The organism is Bacillus sp. UNC322MFChir4.1, assembly GCF_000746135.1.
Taxonomy (GTDB): Bacteria; Bacillota; Bacilli; order Bacillales; family Bacillaceae_G; genus Bacillus_A.
Map to the genome: position 1 here is coordinate 155,621 of NZ_JQKQ01000013.1, position 16,711 is coordinate 172,331.

Annotated in this window: 16 protein-coding genes and 5 pseudogenes; 3 read left to right on the plus strand and 18 right to left on the minus strand. The window is 33.8% G+C overall.

The window, feature by feature from the left end:
* The first annotated feature begins 34 nt into the window (after positions 1–34).
* Positions 35–738 (plus strand): annotated as a pseudogene (locus BR72_RS07070) (DNA alkylation repair protein).
* Between the two features lie 520 nt (positions 739–1,258).
* Here BR72_RS07070 and BR72_RS07080 read toward each other — a convergent pair.
* Entirely contained in the window at positions 1,259–2,083 is an 825-nt protein-coding gene (locus BR72_RS07080) for a VanW family protein (protein ID WP_035431388.1), read from the minus strand.
* A gap of 105 nt (positions 2,084–2,188) precedes the next feature.
* Complete coding sequence (locus BR72_RS07085; RefSeq protein ID WP_035431390.1) at positions 2,189–3,220, minus strand: alpha/beta hydrolase; 1,032 nt, start codon at positions 3,218–3,220, stop codon at positions 2,189–2,191.
* 385 nt (positions 3,221–3,605) lie between these two features.
* On the opposite strand from BR72_RS07085, the pseudogene BR72_RS27605 reads away from it, so the two are divergent.
* Positions 3,606–3,719, plus strand: a pseudogene (locus tag BR72_RS27605) (GNAT family N-acetyltransferase); the annotation flags it as partial.
* A gap of 128 nt (positions 3,720–3,847) precedes the next feature.
* The gene (locus tag BR72_RS25385; protein ID WP_197059926.1) at positions 3,848–4,003 is read left to right on the plus strand and encodes a hypothetical protein; all 156 of its coding nucleotides are present in this window, start codon (positions 3,848–3,850) and stop codon (positions 4,001–4,003) included.
* Positions 4,004–4,255: 252 nt separating this feature from the next.
* Here the strand turns inward: BR72_RS25385 and BR72_RS27610 are convergent.
* From BR72_RS27610 to BR72_RS07155, 16 genes and pseudogenes are all read right to left on the minus strand, one after another.
* Positions 4,256–4,393: pseudogene (locus tag BR72_RS27610) on the minus strand (IS3 family transposase); the annotation flags it as partial.
* A gap of 155 nt (positions 4,394–4,548) precedes the next feature.
* Entirely contained in the window at positions 4,549–5,415 is an 867-nt protein-coding gene (locus tag BR72_RS07090; protein ID WP_035431392.1) for an SDR family oxidoreductase, read from the minus strand.
* Positions 5,412–5,912, minus strand: a complete 501-nt coding sequence (locus BR72_RS07095) for a hypothetical protein (RefSeq protein WP_156107911.1) — start codon at positions 5,910–5,912, stop codon at positions 5,412–5,414. The genes BR72_RS07090 and BR72_RS07095 overlap by 4 nt, the downstream gene beginning before the upstream one ends.
* Before the next feature lie 131 nt (positions 5,913–6,043).
* Positions 6,044–6,637: a MarR family winged helix-turn-helix transcriptional regulator gene (locus BR72_RS07100; RefSeq protein ID WP_371261863.1), complete on the minus strand. Its 594-nt coding sequence runs from the start codon at positions 6,635–6,637 to the stop codon at positions 6,044–6,046.
* A gap of 187 nt (positions 6,638–6,824) precedes the next feature.
* A pseudogene (locus BR72_RS07105) lies at positions 6,825–7,061 on the minus strand (FAS1-like dehydratase domain-containing protein); the annotation flags it as partial.
* 48 nt (positions 7,062–7,109) lie between these two features.
* Positions 7,110–7,307, minus strand: a pseudogene (locus BR72_RS25395) (transposase domain-containing protein); the annotation flags it as partial.
* Entirely contained in the window at positions 7,259–7,588 is a 330-nt protein-coding gene (gene tnpA, locus BR72_RS07110) for an IS66 family insertion sequence element accessory protein TnpA (protein ID WP_035431394.1), read from the minus strand. The gene tnpA and the pseudogene BR72_RS25395, both read right to left, overlap by 49 nt.
* A 407-nt stretch (positions 7,589–7,995) precedes the next feature.
* Complete coding sequence (locus tag BR72_RS07115) at positions 7,996–8,814, minus strand: alpha/beta fold hydrolase (protein WP_371261865.1); 819 nt, start codon at positions 8,812–8,814, stop codon at positions 7,996–7,998.
* Between the two features lie 429 nt (positions 8,815–9,243).
* A complete protein-coding gene (locus tag BR72_RS07120; RefSeq protein ID WP_035431399.1) occupies positions 9,244–9,840 on the minus strand; it encodes a hypothetical protein in 597 nt (198 codons plus the stop codon).
* Between the two features lie 756 nt (positions 9,841–10,596).
* Positions 10,597–11,016 carry a DUF5412 domain-containing protein gene (locus BR72_RS07125; RefSeq protein ID WP_035431401.1) on the minus strand — a complete coding sequence of 140 codons (420 nt, stop codon included), beginning with the start codon at positions 11,014–11,016 and terminating at the stop codon, positions 10,597–10,599.
* Between the two features lie 35 nt (positions 11,017–11,051).
* On the minus strand, positions 11,052–12,746 hold the full coding sequence (locus BR72_RS07130; protein ID WP_035431403.1) for a M3 family oligoendopeptidase: 1,695 nt from the start codon (positions 12,744–12,746) through the stop codon (positions 11,052–11,054).
* A 15-nt stretch (positions 12,747–12,761) separates the two neighbouring features.
* Entirely contained in the window at positions 12,762–13,010 is a 249-nt protein-coding gene (locus BR72_RS07135) for a hypothetical protein (RefSeq protein ID WP_035431405.1), read from the minus strand.
* A 73-nt stretch (positions 13,011–13,083) separates the two neighbouring features.
* Entirely contained in the window at positions 13,084–13,719 is a 636-nt protein-coding gene (locus BR72_RS07140) for an NAD(P)-dependent oxidoreductase (protein WP_035431407.1), read from the minus strand.
* 484 nt (positions 13,720–14,203) lie between these two features.
* Positions 14,204–14,716 carry a cysteine hydrolase family protein gene (locus BR72_RS07145; RefSeq protein ID WP_035431409.1) on the minus strand — a complete coding sequence of 171 codons (513 nt, stop codon included), beginning with the start codon at positions 14,714–14,716 and terminating at the stop codon, positions 14,204–14,206.
* 286 nt (positions 14,717–15,002) lie between these two features.
* A complete protein-coding gene (murB, locus tag BR72_RS07150; RefSeq protein ID WP_035431411.1) occupies positions 15,003–15,926 on the minus strand; it encodes a UDP-N-acetylmuramate dehydrogenase in 924 nt (307 codons plus the stop codon).
* A gap of 196 nt (positions 15,927–16,122) precedes the next feature.
* Positions 16,123–16,635 (minus strand): DUF6933 domain-containing protein, encoded by a 513-nt coding sequence (locus BR72_RS07155; RefSeq protein WP_035431475.1) that lies wholly within the window; start codon positions 16,633–16,635, stop codon positions 16,123–16,125.
* Between the last annotated feature and the right edge of the window lie 76 nt (positions 16,636–16,711).

Consider the following 16,711-nt stretch of genomic DNA (forward strand, 5'->3'; position numbering starts at 1 on the left):
GTTATAATTAAAGTATGGAAGGAAGTGCAAAACTATGGAATTCGAAACAGTTATGCAGGAGCTTGAAGCCCTCGGTAAGGAACGAAAAAAATATACATATCCAATGGTGCGCAGGAGCCGCTTTTTGGCGTAGCTACAGGTGCAATGAAACCAATCGCAAAGAAAATAAAAATAAATCAACGTTTAGCTGAAGAACTATATTCCACAGGTAACTATGATGCAATGTACTTTGCAGGCATTATTGCAGACCCAAAAGCTATGAGTGAGTCGGATTTTGATCGTTGGATGGATGGGGCGTATTTTTATATGCTGTCTGATTTTGTGGTGGCAGTAACTTTAGCAGAATCAGATTTTGCACAAGACGTTGCTGATAAATGGATTGCAAGCGGTGACGAGCTGAGAACGTCAGCCGGCTGGAGTTGCTACTGCTGGCTTTTAGGGAATCGCCTAGACAATGAATTTTCCGAAAGCAAAATTTCCAATATGGTTGAAATTGTGAAAAATACGATTCATGATTCGCCAGAACGAACGAAATCCGCTATAAATAATTTTCTATACACCGTAGGGATTTCATATTTGCCGCTACATGAAAAGGCAGTCGAGAGCGCAAAGGAAATAGGTACAGTAGAAGTAAAACGGGACAAGAAAAAAAGCAGTTTCCTAAATGCTTACGAAAGTATTCATAAAGAAATTGATAGAGGGCGGATTGGTTTCAAACGTAAATATGTAAGATGTTAAAAATTAGCTTAGTATTGGGGTGTTGATCCAAGAAGGATTAACACTCTTTTTGTTGAAGTTACTGAACTGACGGGCAAATATTTTATCTAGATTGTCTTCGTTTGTTTCGTCACAATACCAAAGACTCGTCCATTTCTTCAGAGTGCGAACACAATATAATAAAAACATTCCATATGCGAGTATTAATGTTAACCAAACCATGTGCTCACTCCTTATCTTTTAGTCGATTCTTATAATGTTAGTTTAACCCTTTTGTTTCAATGTAGAAGTTCATTTCCCTTACATTTCATTATTGTAAGTTAGTCCACCAACCTTGAATGTTTATTTTAATAAACCCACATTTATTATGTAAATTCTACATAATAAAAAGCACCTATTATCATAGGTACTTCAAGTTGATACATATGTAGCTGAGTAAATGAAAAGTCCATTTCAATCATATTTTTTGCCTTAGAGGCTTTTATTTTAAAATTACTTATCCAGTTTTTTCAAATATCTTTAGAAGAGTAAAAAACGTTATCTATAAAGAACCCACAATTTTCTGATCATCTACTTCATATTTTACTAAGCAATCATTTTCCATGACTAGCTCTTTGCCAACTAAATTACCTGTGACACGATCAACTATTTTTTTATAAATTTTATTTTGCCTATATACTTGCCCATCTGCTTTTTTTACAAAACGATGATCTTCTTCAACAATAGAATACTTATATGGAGGATACTGGGATGCTCTAATTTCTCCGTATATGTATTCTTCGTCAAGATGTAGATTAACTTGATAGGTAATATTTGAATTGTTTCTCAATTTAAGATCAATAATACCATTCATCAAAGTAGCACCTGTTCCAAATGGAATCACACGTCCATAGTCTGGGAATGGATCGAAACTATGACGATATCTTTCCACTGTTTCCAACTCTGAATGAAGAAACATCCAGTAGAGAAGATTTCCTAACTGACAGAGGCCTCCACCTATTCCCTTTATCGCTTCGCCATTCATTAAAATAATTCCTTCTTTATATCCAGCCTTTTCACTGGCATTTCCAACAAGATGCCAAAATGAAAATGTTTCTCCCGGTTTAATTACAACCTGATTTATTTTGGAGATTGCTAGCTTCAGATTGGTAATTTTGTTATATTGCAGCTGCATATCCGTATCACCTAATTTTCTAATAAGCAAAGATTTATGTTTATAAATCCTGTAAGGTAATGGATTTTTCTCAAATGTTTTTGAAAACTTATGACCTGCAAGACCGTCACTTATTTTTTTAAACAGCCTACGTTGTCTGATTCTAATAGGAATTAAAAGAGGAAATCTTTGTGTTAATAATTTTCTTGCCATTGAGAGTAGAGCTCCTTTATACATTATTCATCTATTTATTAAATTTAAAATTTGGATGTTCGTCTGTCCTTGTTGGCTGATAATCATATAGAATAATAGGTGTATCTATTTAATAAATGTATCGCACATCCATTTATTAAACTTTTCCTTCTCTTCAAATTGTGGATAATGAGCTGATTTTTCAAAAGGAATAAATTCTTTTTTATCAGCTTCAACTATATCCAAATATTTTTTTGCTGCATTAGAGGAAGTCATATAATCATATTTACCCATGATAAAATAGCACGGTATTTCAAGTTTTGTTACTAATGTAGGTAATGGTTTATTTAAAACTTCCTTTAACAAACTGTTTTGCGAATAGGATACTCCATAGTTATAACGAATTACATCTAATAAGTTATACTCATTACTAAACAACATACCTATGTTATTACCATCAGGATTGTCAATAAGCCTTGAACCCCCACCATATTTGTTAACATAATTTCGCGGGGTAAATGTATCGCCATTTTTGATTTTTTCAGTTAACCCTTGTAAATATAAAACATCATCCGTATTACCATTATTTTGAGCCTGATTAATGGTGTAGTTCAAACTGTCAATCTCGCTTTCTACGGTATCACTCATTTGTCCAATACCAATATATGCTTCAAATTTTTCAGGAGCTTTATAAGCAGCTTGCATTCCAATATATGTACCATAAGAATGACCAATTAAAATTACCTTTTCTTTTCCAAATCGTTCCGATATATAATCCGTCATGGCCAATAAGTCCTTCACCAGTAAGTCTGCTGAAAGATTAGAATAGTCCTCAAAAAAGTGATATGATTTTCCAGATGCTCTTTGATCGTAATTTACAACCGTAAAATTGTTTTCCAATAAGTCTTGGTACTTATCGGCATACGGTATTTCTGAACATCCAGGTCCTCCATGTACAAAAATAATAACTGGATTATCCTTAACTTTGCCACGTATCATAATTTCATGACTACTTCCATTTATCTCTACTTGTTCTAATACACTTATACTGTTATTACCTTTTATATGTGAAGTCCATGTTGGGAAAAAAAGTGCTATGATTAATACTGTTAAAACAATTAATCCGACAAATTTTATTAATTTTATTATACTTTTCATATGCCCCTTCCTTCTTAATGTATTTATTAGTCTTGGTTAAAGTAATTTATTACCTTTATTCATAGGATTTTCTCCCTCTTTACTTTAACATAGTTGAAACAAAAATAGGTTACATTATCTATAAAATTTCCCATTAACATCCAACAAAAAGATTACTGCTTTTTGGAAATAGTTGCCATGTTCCTTTAAAAAATAAATACCTAAGGAAAAAGTATCACAATATTTTCACATACGTCGCATCTTTTATACAAACCGTGGCTTTATCTCAAAAACACAAATAAAACATTGTGTAAGCAAACCTTTATTTGTGGATTAAAGGTCCTGTAATTATTGAAAATGATACAATTAGAGAAAAAATGTGGAGGGGATCTTTAGTGGAGATAAGATAAGAAAATATAATTCTGATGACATCAAACAATTTACAGATTTAATGCCAGATTTAGGTTATCCTAGTTCACTAGATGAAATGAAAGTAAGAATGGAACGTATTATCCTTAACGTTGTAGATTCGTGAACGGGAATGTCGATGCTGTTAAGAGTGAAACTAAGGGGGTAGGGAAAGCTAGAAATGTTGAAGAAGGTTCTGCATCTGACTCATATTTGTATTAAAAATATAAAGAATCATTGGTGAAAGATGATGTATTGAATAATTCTGAGGAAATTATAACAGGCGATAAATTCGGAGATAAAAAATTAATTGCTGAATTAACTAAGGATGGAAGCAATATTGAAGATTGGTCTAAAATGGAGTCGGAATATTCATATACAAATGATAATAACTAATCAGAATAAGGTAATTAACATATAAAAGATAATTAATCAAGAAAGATAATAGATACAATTATAATAGAATAGAAAACGAAGTACGAGCTTAGGCGAAATGACATTTTACGGGGCGACGAATATAAACACATGGATTGTATATTAAATTAATGAACTCGTACAAACTCGTAAGTTTTAACGTAGTAGTTGTCACGACATATAAGAGGTGTCTACGATGAACTGGACCACTGATGTGAGACAGGAATAAAACACCTATGCTACCTGTTCCCGATACTCAATCGGGGACAGGTAGTTTAATTTTTTAAACGGTCGCATGTAATTATAATAATGCATGAAATCATTCACTTTTTCTAGTACAATAGAATTTGTAAGGCGTACCCTTTTTTGGGTATAGAATTCTTCGTGTTGATAAAATGCAGGTTTAAAAGATTATTCCGACTATAATACTGTTATAACCAGTGTTATTTTTTCATTATTCCAAAAGGTTGAATGCCATCGACAACTTTTCAGAAAAAATTCTTTATTTGGTTCGGTAAACTCCGCCATTACCGGAAGTTTTCTACATACTCACACAGAAAATCGTCTAGCGTGCGGGGCTCTCTACCAAGCAAATGCTTCACAGTGTCCATAGGTTTTTCCGGTAGCGCCACCGACATAGCCTGAATTTCCACAATATGATTTGCGAGCCAAGGAGGCATATGTTCATGTTCGATTAGATTGCGTCGTAATACTTGAGAATCCATGTTGATATAGCGAATTGGCCTCCCCAGCAGAACGGATAGTTTACTTGCAATCTGTGGATAGCTGAATATCTCAGAACCGGTAAGTGTGTATACTTTGCCAGTTACCCTACTGTTAGTCAAAGCTTCGGCAGCAACATCTGCAATATCTCGGCAATCAATGAAGTTACATGCGATATCATCCATGGAACCATAGAAAACATTCTGGGCTATAATTGTCGGTGCGAAGCGCAGTAAGTTCTGCATAAACGCATACGGGCGTAACACCGTATGCTTAATACCCGATTCGAACAAAATTCTCTCAATTTCATGATGCCAACCTGCTACTGCCACTGGAGCATTTCGGTCAAAAACTGGACTGGATATCTTTACGATGTGCTCTATTCCGACTTCCGTGGCAATATGAATAATAGAAGTCTCTAATTCAATTTGTCTTGGACTGTTGGACATCGCAAGGAAGAGCTGGCTTGCTCCTGTAAACGCACGGCGCAGCGATTCAGGATCAGTTGCATCAGCCGATACGATTTCAATAAGTGACTGGTCTAAATCGCCAATCTGCATAAATACCTTCTCAGGATCCCTGCTCAGCGCTCGAACAGGAACACCAAAATTAACTAAACGTTTCAAAAGTGCTCTACCAATTGTACCCGATGCCCCAATAATGACAATCATTTTCTATCCTCTCCTTTGAATACAAAAATTTTTTTAACATTAAGACGCCATCGCCATGTTATGATTGTGCTCGCAATCATTGCAGATAGCGGAAAATCAATCCATACCCGATCGAACCAAATAAAATGATTAAACGGCCCTAGTAAACAAGATGCCGACCACGCAGCGAACAGTCCAAACATAGTCCCTATCAAAGTAAAAATCCCCACAACAACTAAGTGATTTGCACCGATAATCCAGCGATTATGAATCCCTCGGCTTCGTAACCAAAGGCCAAACATCCAGGCTACTATGGCTGATGTTCCTCCAATCGTTGTTAGTGCCCCAATCTGTAGACCCTTGTCGGCAGTGATCAATCCCCCAATCCCTGCCATGATGGCAGGGGCAACATAAGCCATCAACACTTCACGCCACAATACAAAAGGCTTTACATTGGAATCCACATTCGTAATAGCATATACACCTTCTGTTTTATCCAGATATTTCATGTCCCTCATATATTCACCTCCTTTCTTTTTTGAAATCATTTAGCAATCTATTCATATCATATAATTAGGAACCTAACCATATGAGAATGAAAATAGGCTAGCTTTACTAGCCCTTTTTAGCTGTTGTTCATAAGTTTCTTCTATTCGTCTAGTTCATCCGTAAGTGCTGAGATGCCTTCTGTCACTCGGCCAAGCAGGTCAAGAAATACACTGCGCTCCTCGATACTAAGTAAGCCGACCATAGCTTCTAGCCTTGCGAAATGCTCTGGAGCCATTTCACGAAGCTTCTTCGCTCCTTGCTCCGTTAAAATGACCGATTTTTGACGCCCATCTTTTGAGCTAGGTCGACGGGATACGAGGCCATCTCGCTCAAGGGTATCAATTAGACCTGTCACTGTAGCACGTGTCACACCTAAATGTTCAGCTAATTGCGAAGGTAACGCTTCTCCTTCGTTATCTTCAAGGTCTGCCAGTAAACGATAGCGTCCTGTTGATAAACCAAATCTAGAGAAATGAATCTCCGTAGCATGTCCAAGCTTAGTTCCTGCTGCCATTAGCCTAACCGCAACGAGAACAGCTTGGGCGTCAATATCTAAATTATAACGATCAATTTGACGCTTAGATTGTATAAGTGTAGGAACCGCATCATTGTAATTTATTACTTTAGTATCGGAAACAGCAGGCGGAACAACATAAACATCTTCCGTTTTTTCCGAATCTTTCATATTGCTCATGTATGTACCTTCTTTCTTCTTTTAAATCGTTAAGCAGTTACTTTTAGTACACATAATTAGGGAGTTAATTATATAGTGATGAAAATAGGCTAGCTTTACTAGCCCGCATTATAATTATATATAGTATGGCACCTAATCATTTTTTATGTCAACAAATTTTATTAACATATTTTCAATTTTAAAATGTTCAGTCTCGAATGATTCCATAACTTGACCCTAGCATTACTTCTTTCCCATTTTGATTGCGATATACTGACTTTATTTCTACCTTTTTAAAACCTTCCATTTGTTCAACATTTGTAAGAGTTATTTCGCATGTAATGGTATCTCCAGTAAAAACAGGTCGAATAAATTCAGTTACCATTTCTCTTGCGATGTAATTTACATCACCACCAATTTTCGTTCCTATACTTGCAGTTAATAAGTAAACGTCAAGTAACTCCAAAATATACAATAGAAGTTGATTTTGGAGTTATTTTTTGTTTGCTTCACTTTTTTTCGGCACTCTACAGCTAGATGGTAAATCCTTTGACCACGGCAAGACTTTATCAATTTCTTCTTTATTGTTTAAATTGATGTTGGGAAGTGTTTCAAACAAATAACGAAGATAATGATAGGGACTTAGATTGTTCTCTTTTGCGATTTCCACCACACTATACATGATCGCACTTGCGGAGTAAAAGGCGTATCTAATTCAATGGTTGCTTCTTGCATGTGAATTCGAATCGTAGCATGTATGTTTTCTTCTACGTCAGGGACATTCATAGAAAGCCAATTCACACGCTCATTTACATTTTGCGCTTCCGTTTCAGGCGATAATTTTTGCAGCCAGTAATATAGCCGATGAACCGGTAGGTTCTGTTTTTGACACCAGGGAACTTTTGATAATCCACTGTTTTTATAGTCTTGAATATAAGTTTCCCATTCTTTCTTTAATCGGTGTCTTTTCATAAAAAAACCTCCATATAAAGTATGTAAGGAGATTATCTCATGGGTTATTTACAAATAGTAGGTGGGGAATATTTGACGTTTACGTAGATTCGCATCGATGATACCTCTTTATCAAGTAAACGCACTAAAATCTTAGTAACAGGATATAACATATTAATCATGGATAATATGTTATATCCCGTATCCTTTAATTATATATAAATCCAAATTAAAAACCTGACATAAAACCCTTTTCTTTTTATATGGTAGAGAGTGTCTGGCTATGCGTAGAAGCGGTCAGTTCCGTTTTCTTCCACATGCGATATTCAAACAAAGAGAAAAAAAGTAGCAGGTTACTTTTTGCTTTGCATGGCGACGAATTGTCTGTTGGAAAGTCAAGTTGGACTTATATATAAGTCTTTCTATAATCACTTTTCTTCTACTCTATCTAACCATTCATTTATTAGCGAATGAAATAAAGCATCTTGCTCGATCTGCAAGTTATGTCCTGCTTTATCTAAAACTGCAAAAGTGGCTCGTGGATATTTATCAAGCAGATTCCAAGCGTCTCTATAGCCTGTTACGGAATCCTGTTTACCCAATAAAAAAAGGCTTGGTTTTTCATACAGCGATATCTGGCTATCCACCTCAAACGAAAAAGCATATTGCTTCAATATTTTTGTTAAAAAGGCCTCATCTGCTAACTTAATACCTGCAATAATCTCTTCAAGATAGCGCTGCCAATTATATTCGTTAAGCACAACAAATTTCGAACTGAAATTTTCACGTTCCTCCGTATTTAACTGAGATAAAAATTTATTATCTCGGTAAATAACCGTATGCGGTGGAACCTGCCTCATACTTGCATCCGGAATAATCAGTGGACAAATAAATGCAACGCCATCTATTTTTTCCTTTCTTTTAGATATAACACCTCTAGTTATGTAACCTCCGTACGATTCACCTGCGATTAAAAAAGATTCATCTGGAATAATTGTATCTATAAATTTTAAAACAAGATCTAACATTCCATCTGAGTTTTGAATAGATGCGTGTCCCTCCGTTTTTCCCATACCCGGCAAATCGATATAAATTCGTTTCCAACCTTCTCTTTGTGAAAAAACAGGCTCCATACAACCTGACATTAGTCTATGATCAGGAGTAAAACCATGAAGCATGATTATCGGTTTCCCAGAACCATAAATTTCATAATGAACTTTGACATCCCCTATTAAGCACTCCATAATTATCCACCTCGAAAATCTCAATATTTTTAATACTATAATAAGATAAAGGCTAATTATTTCCAAGCAATTAATCTTATGATTCTTATTGTTAGTTAAAACTTATATCTCTTTTCATTCTGAATGAAGTTCACATAATATAATTATGTGATTACTATATACTTCCTATTAAATGCTTACTTGTAAAAAGTTTTCTGAGAAGCTATTTTATTTTTTTATTAGAGTCACTATCTAGAAACTGTGGATTTACAACATTAAGGAAATTCCAATTGAATGCTTAGAAAAAATGTTCCAGAAGAAACAAAAAAATTTAGCGCAGGCCTTTACCAGGTAGTTTGTTATTGTACAAAAAAATCACTATTCTCTCATTTCTTCTAAATCGATGAGAGAATAGTGATTCTGAAACTTATTCACCTGATCAATTGAAATCTCTTACTTGATTTCAATTGCTGAAGTTATATCGTTCCAATCCGCAGCTAGATTTGCAGTTTTACCATACCAATCGGAGTGTCTAAATAAGACTCCTTTGCCATACCCTTGAGTTGAAGTATGCTCCCATAGCGTAGTCGAATAACTTGCAGAAGGTGATGCCGTACTTATGGAAGAAATTCTGTCATTCCAGCTAGAAGGTAAGTTTTTAAAGCCAGAACTCCAATAAATATATTGTCCACCTTTATTTGCATGCTCATAGAAATCGGTACTTCCAGGGCCGCTACCTAGAGGGTTTATTTGATTTTTAAGTCTTTGTTTATCTTTTTCGATGAAAGCTTCCAATGTTTCTCTGCTCGTAAACCCATATGCTAGCCAATCTCCATTTTTATTCTGTTTAGGCAGAACCATAGTTACTTTTATGTCTTCGTTGAACTTATTATTCAATTTAGCCACGGAATCTACATTCTTTTCATCTACAGTTACATAGTCGAAAGATTTAATCGTATTATCTTTTTCCGCACTTGCTGATATCGTTCCCAACCCTCCAGTTAATGCAAAACCAGCTGCTAGTGCTCCTACTACTAACTTCTTGAACATACAACCATCTCCTCTTAGCTTGGATTTTTTGGTACAACTAAAATGTAAGTTGTTTTTGTAATTTTGTAAATATTATTAATTTTTAGAAATAAAACGCAGAATATTCGTTGTTTTCTATTTAATTTTTAGAAAAAAATCACATTATTAACAGTGTTATGATGAATGTGTCAGCCTCTGTTAATATTTTATTCCACATCAAAATATGGTATTGCTAACACTTCCCTAACCTTAAAAAGAGTATAAGAAAGCCTCTAATACAATGAAGATCTTTTTCAAGTGGAGAAAAGAGAAATATCATATGCAGCGCGATAATATATTTCACAGTCACTTAAAGAGCTAGATGGAACTTTTTCAAAGGATAGGAACTTGCCTATATTGGTTCTATTAGCTTGAATAAGGAAACAATAAAACATTTGATGAAAAGGTAGAGACAATGCATTTTTAAAGTGTTAAAAATCCAATCATATTACAATTGACTTGTTAAGAAGTTCATAAAAAAGACCTCAAGTAAGAGGTCTCAATTATATAAATCTATATTAATTTTCCGTCATATAAGTCGCTGCTATGCAGAATACAACATAACCTGTACTCGCATCCCCCTTTTATTTTCAACTTCGCATGTGATGGAATAGCCCCTGACCGCTTCTAAACACGGCCAAATGCTCTCCCCTTCCTTTAATAAGAAAGGGGATTTTATGCCATTTTTTAACTTATATGTATATAGAATTAGTTAGTTCTAGTAAAATAGCTATCTAACTATTGATTTCTGAAATCAAATTTTTCATTAGGGACATGTAGGGTTTTTCCGTTAATAATTACAGTATCGTTATCTATCCATTCAATATCTGCAGTCTCCTCACGATAGTTCCAATAGATATTTTTCGCTTTATTTTTTCTGTTGTTAAATACTAATTCGCCTCTTATAGCAAATGAAGTCGTGGCTCCCCCATTTGTAAGGTAAGTTTTTAAAGTGTAGTTTCCATCTGGAGATGTTTTTTCTGTAAGATAATCCCCAGTTGGCAATCTATTCATATCAAAAAACGCCCAATATACCCCATATCCAATAAGGCCAACAAATAATAGGCTACCAAAAAGAAATATTTGTAATGCCTTTTCCCACTTTTCTTTTTTATTAAGTTGGTAGTCACAGTATGTCCTCCTTATTGAATACACCATTTCCCCCGTAACTACTTGTCCAAATCCCTTGCACCTTATTCCTCTTCCTCAAGTAACTCCAACTCTTTCTTCACAAACTCCATCAACTCTTTAATTGTTTGCGCCGAAAAGTCAAAACGAATACCTGCCGCTTCATATACTTCTTTTACTGATTTTGTACTACCTAAAGATAGCGCTTCTTTATAATGAATGAAAGTTTGTTTTGGATTTTCTTTATATTGCTTGTACATTTGCAGAGCGCCTATTTGTGCAATTGCATACTCAATGTAGTAGAATGGAACCTCAAAAATATGTAAAATAGACAACCAATTTGTCTCTAGCCAATTTTCATACCCTTCCCAATTCACAAGGTTAGAGTCATATGTTCTTGCTAGTTCTTTGAATTTCCTTCTTCTTTCCGCATGTGTATGGTTTGGATTTTCGTACATCCAATGCTGGAATTGATCGACTACAGTAATTATAGGTAAGTATTGTATCATCAATCGGAGTTGCTCACGCTTTGCTCTTTTGAAATCTTCTTGATCTGGGTAAAATGTATTCCAATAATCCATCGTTAGGAGTTCCATTGTTGTACTGGCTAATTCTGCTGATTCCATTGGGACATTTCGATATGGCTCTAGTTCAATGTCTTTCATAAGTTCATGATGAATACAATGACCCATTTCATGTAACAGTACCACGACATCATCTTGTGTGTTACAACAATTCATGAAAATAAACGATTGTTTTGAAGCAGGTAAGGATTCACAAAAACCTCCTGGGGCTTTTCCTTTACGACTTTCTAAATCTAAGAGATTTTTTTCTTTCATTTCATGTAGTAATGCCGAAAAATGAGAATCAACATTTTCTAAAATATGAAAACACCCTTTTACTAACTCGTTTACATTTTGTACTGGTTGTAAAGGTTCCTCGTTTATTGGAACTGCTCTAATATCCCAAGGTCTAAAAGTATGTAATCCCAATATTTTTTGTTGTTTTTCTTGAAGCTTCTTCTGTAACGGAACAACATATTGACGCATTGCTTCTGTTAACTCAAGACAATCCGCTGCCGTATAATCAAACCGTTCATATTTTTTAAACATATAATCGCGATAATTTTGCAAACCAACGTTTTGAGCTTTTTGATGCCGTAGTACAATTAACTTATCCATTATGATTTGAAGATCATCTTCAACGGATAACATACTTTCATGAATAAGAGTCATTGCATTTTTTCTAACCGTACGATCAGGATTTTGAACATACACCCGCATGTCGCTTAATGACTTTTCTTTACCTTCCCACATTACAGTTAAGTTACCTGTAATCTCAAAATACTTCGTCACTAACTCATCCTCTTCAATTTCTAAAACTATATTTTTTTCACTGAACAAACTAATCGTATTTTCTATTTTTTTATTCAACAAACTAAAAAATTCAGGATCTAGCTCCATACGGAATGGAGATTCATAGTATTTATTGTTTAGTAAACTTTTGTAGCGTTTCACTAATGGCTGCACATGCTTTTGATCAAAGTCAAAAGCTTCTTTTGCTTGCTTGTTATCAGTGTTACACTGAAATTGAATATAATGTTGTTTAAGTTGTTCTTCTACTTCATCTAAAAGCCGCGACTGTCGCTTCAACCACTCTTCAAGTTCCCCGCTACATTGAATCTCTGTTTGTAATAAATCTTCAAATTGTTTTTGTAGCGTTTCCAAATCTCCAATAACGAAATATTCAGTATTAACCATGTGTAAGACACCCTTTCATACGATATTGTTCGCAACAAGTTTCAAATGCTCAGCAGGAATAATATGCTTCACTGTTTCCTGCAAATCCTCTGCCATCACTTCTTCAATATACTCTAAAGCGACTTCTAATATGCTGCACTCCATCGTTTCCACATTAAGCAGAGAATAATGATCATTTTTCTTAATCACCAAATATCTATGATCTTCTGTCACTAGTAATGCACCTAACCGAATGCCTAGTTCTCTATTATCTTCAAATTTCATATATATTCCTCCCATCCTTAATAAAATTTTACAATAAAAGGATATAAGAAGATACAAAAATATACAGTTCACATTAATTCGCAATAAAAGGACATTTTCTTATATATAAAGGACTAGCAATTTGCTTAATAAGAAAATCAGCAATATCACTATTATAAATCTTCAAACCAGGAATATCTCTTAAACTCTCTTTTATGCTACCAGTGGCTACTCCTTCCACTACAAATGGTAAACGGACAAATGTCCAATCAAGGTTACTTTCTAACAACAGATTTAACTCTTTATACTTGTCTTTCATCATATTTGGAAAAAGAATTCGAAACATCCTTGCTCCCATTTTATTTAGAAAACTCTTTTTATCTCCTGGTACATCGACTGATCCACCAGAGACCACAATATATCTTAAAATATGTAACTCATTCATTACAGTAAGAATATTATTGGTTGCACTGCTAAAAATGAATGACTCTTTCTTCGGTTTACCTAGAGTACTAATTACTGTATGGCAACCATTAAATAAAGTTCGAATCACTTCTACATCTCTCACATCACCTTTTATAATTTCAACATGTTTATAAAACGCCTTAAATTGTTTTGGATTTCTTGTCAGAACTCGAACTTGATAACCTGCTTCTAAAGCTTTTTCCACAACGTATCGGCCTGCTTTCCCAGCTCCACCAATTACTGCAATTTTATTTTGCTTTTGCATGTAACAAATCAATCCCCTTTTTGTTTTAAATACTCTATTGTATATAAAGAAAAGAGACATACATTCGTATCTCTCTTCTTGTTGCACACTTTTCATTTTGCCAACTTGACAATGTAATATCTCACTTCTTAAAGCAAAATTCGATAAAATCGTAACTAATGTACCACTCAAGATAAGCAAGTACCCTAAGTTAATTTGTTCCTATTTCTTACGTACTTCTTTAATTAATAATTTGTGTATAAAAAGAATAAAGATGTTTAATTTTCACTGATGAATCCTCGTTTTACGATTTTTATCCCGCATTAACGGGCAGTAATACTCCCCCCTCAAAGTTCGGCGAAAGCATTGTCCAGCTCTAGCGGCTCGTTCAGAAGTTAGGTGGGAGATAAACTGCCCGTAAAAGCCCGATTGGTTCAACTAATAATCAGTGGGGGATGAAGAAAACCCCCACTGATTAAAGTTTCACTTTATACAATCGTTCATTCTAAGATTCATCTCCTATCAATTTTAAAAATCTATGGTTCCATATATTTTCATAAAAATCAATCGTCTCTTTTGCAGACATAAATGGATTATTCAAAGTAGAAGTTGCTTTCTGTACCATGAAATTTTCGTATCCCAATCCATGAGCAAATTTAATTGTAGCATCCATACAGTATTCTGTTTGGGCACCGCAAAATTCAATACGCTGTACAGCTAATTGGTCTAAAAGATTTTTTAAGTTCGTTTTGTAAAAAGAATTTGCATGTATCTTCCTTACAAAAAAATCTAGCTCTTGAACATCTAGATTGGCATTAATAGCCCATGGTTCTTCTTCAGGTACTAATTCTTCATCACAATGTTGAACAAAAATAATCGGTTTATGTAATTTTCTATATAAAGTAATTCTATTATTTACTTTAGTGAGTAAATTTTGTAAATCAAATAAATGATCTCCACTGTAACATACACCATTTTGTAAATCGATAACAATTAAAACATCTGCACAAGTCTCCATTATTTTTACCTCTTTCATTTTACAGTATGTTAATAATTCTATCATTTGAGAATGTATTATACACTCTTATTTCGTAATAAATTGTAGAAAAATACAAAAAATCAAAAACCTTACATTCAGTATACTAGACAACATAAAAAGATGATATGAATATCCAATTTCATATCATCTTTTTAAATAACTATTTTATTTGTTAAATAATTTTATTATTTTTTAATTACGTTATTATTCGTACATAATTAGCCTTTTTTATCACGAGTTACCAAAACATTTCTAGAGACGTTTACTAATTAGATTTTAAATCTTCTCCAATAATCTTAACTTCAGTTTCTAATTCTACGTTAAATTTAGATTTTACCGTTTCCTGCACATATCGGATAAGGTTTACATAATCACTTGCTGTAGCTTCATCTACATTCACCATAAATCCAGCATGCTTAGTAGATACTTGGGCACCACCTATTTGTTTTCCTTGCAATCCACTATCTTGTATTAACTTACCAGCAAACATTCCTGGAGGACGTTTAAATACACTGCCACAAGAAGGATATTCTAATGGTTGTTTTGATTCACGCAAAAATGTCAATTCATCCATCTTTTCTTTGATTATATTGTATTCACCTTCTTGTAAAGCAAATGTTGCTTCTAACACAAGATATCCTTCTCTAGAAATAGAACTGTTTCTGTATTCTAATTCTAAGTCATTTTTAGTTAAATTCAGAATTTCGCCATTTCTAGTTAACACTAATACACTTTCAATCACATGTGATACTTCGCCACCATATGCTCCTGCATTCATATATACTGCTCCGCCAACTGTTCCTGGAATGCCACAAGCAAATTCTAAACCAGTTAGATGATTTTCCAATGCAAATCTAGAAGTATCAATAATAGTTGCTCCGCTTTGAACAATGATCTTATTATCTTTCAATGCGATATTAGTTAATTTAGTTAAATTCAGTACAATCCCTCTAATGCCGCCGTCTTTAATAATTAAGTTTGAACCATTACCTAAAATAGTAAAATCGATATTATTTTGACTTGCATATTTTATTACTTCTTGTACCTCTTCATACGTAGTAGGCAAAACAAAATAATCCGCATTTCCACCCGTTTTAGTGAAAGTGTACTTTTTTAACGGTTCGTCTTTTTTAATTTTAGTATTATCTAATATATTCAATAAATCGTTGTATACTTTGTCCATTTCCATAACCTCTTTACCTAGAATCTGTCTTATCCATTATAATGCATTTCTTTTCAAAAAGACTAATGTATTATTTTTGAAAAGATTCAAACAATAGTTCGTGGTTAGGAAAGGCCTAACTATTTTGTGAAAATAATCAATTTTTTCAGTGGATATACTGTAAACTCTTCTTTGAATGTATTGCAAATTTATAGGATAACTTCTATCTTACTACAAGTGCCTCTCTCATCATTTCAACTGGATACTTCGGTAACTTCAGCATAATTTGATCGTTCAGCCATTGATTCATTGCCGCTAAATCTATAAACTCTTCCTTTTTTTCTACTAATTCATGATAAAAATAATGATCTACAGCGAAAATAGACTCATTTATTTGTGAAATAATACTGCGATTATTTGTTGCAGCATATTGTACAGTTGAATCTTGATTTAAGTATTGTTCAATTATCTCAGGTTCGATTCCATCTAATAATAAGATTGTTGTTAAATTCTTCTTAAATAAAAGATCTAAGTTTTGCAAGTCTTTCTTTAATACCCCGTAAATAACAAAGTGATATCTTGTAGCATTATTCATAATCATTACACATTTTTTTCGGCCAATCTTAAAAAGATTCGCATGCCAACAATATAGTGGGTTGAAATCAGCAGCATCTACTTTCTGTACTTTTATTTTCATTTCATCAGCTAATTTTTTTGTACATTGGATTAGTTGCATATATTCCTCATTCTTTTTTAAAATTAATTTTTTATTTTTCATCTTTATTCTGTGAAAAAACCATTACTTCTATTTG

What these genes read in the sequence shown, in the direction of transcription:
- BR72_RS07140 (WP_035431407.1), bottom strand. Translation starts at nt 13,719, where the DNA reads ATGCAAAAGCAAAATAAAATTGCAGTAATTGGTGGAGCTGGGAAAGCA.
- BR72_RS07085 (WP_035431390.1), bottom strand. Translation starts at nt 3,220, where the DNA reads ATGAAAAGTATAATAAAATTAATAAAATTTGTCGGATTAATTGTTTTA.
- BR72_RS07120 (WP_035431399.1), bottom strand. Translation starts at nt 9,840, where the DNA reads ATGTTCAAGAAGTTAGTAGTAGGAGCACTAGCAGCTGGTTTTGCATTA.
- BR72_RS07130 (WP_035431403.1), bottom strand. Translation starts at nt 12,746, where the DNA reads ATGGTTAATACTGAATATTTCGTTATTGGAGATTTGGAAACGCTACAA.
- murB (WP_035431411.1), bottom strand. Translation starts at nt 15,926, where the DNA reads ATGGAAATGGACAAAGTATACAACGATTTATTGAATATATTAGATAAT.
- BR72_RS07125 (WP_035431401.1), bottom strand. Translation starts at nt 11,016, where the DNA reads ATGGTGTATTCAATAAGGAGGACATACTGTGACTACCAACTTAATAAA.
- BR72_RS07145 (WP_035431409.1), bottom strand. Translation starts at nt 14,716, where the DNA reads ATGGAGACTTGTGCAGATGTTTTAATTGTTATCGATTTACAAAATGGT.
- BR72_RS07155 (WP_035431475.1), bottom strand. Translation starts at nt 16,635, where the DNA reads ATGCAACTAATCCAATGTACAAAAAAATTAGCTGATGAAATGAAAATA.
- BR72_RS07090 (WP_035431392.1), bottom strand. Translation starts at nt 5,415, where the DNA reads ATGATTGTCATTATTGGGGCATCGGGTACAATTGGTAGAGCACTTTTG.
- BR72_RS07095 (WP_156107911.1), bottom strand. Translation starts at nt 5,912, where the DNA reads ATGAGGGACATGAAATATCTGGATAAAACAGAAGGTGTATATGCTATT.
- BR72_RS07100 (WP_371261863.1), bottom strand. Translation starts at nt 6,637, where the DNA reads ATGAGCAATATGAAAGATTCGGAAAAAACGGAAGATGTTTATGTTGTT.
- tnpA (WP_035431394.1), bottom strand. Translation starts at nt 7,588, where the DNA reads ATGAAAAGACACCGATTAAAGAAAGAATGGGAAACTTATATTCAAGAC.
- BR72_RS07080 (WP_035431388.1), bottom strand. Translation starts at nt 2,083, where the DNA reads ATGGCAAGAAAATTATTAACACAAAGATTTCCTCTTTTAATTCCTATT.
- BR72_RS07135 (WP_035431405.1), bottom strand. Translation starts at nt 13,010, where the DNA reads ATGAAATTTGAAGATAATAGAGAACTAGGCATTCGGTTAGGTGCATTA.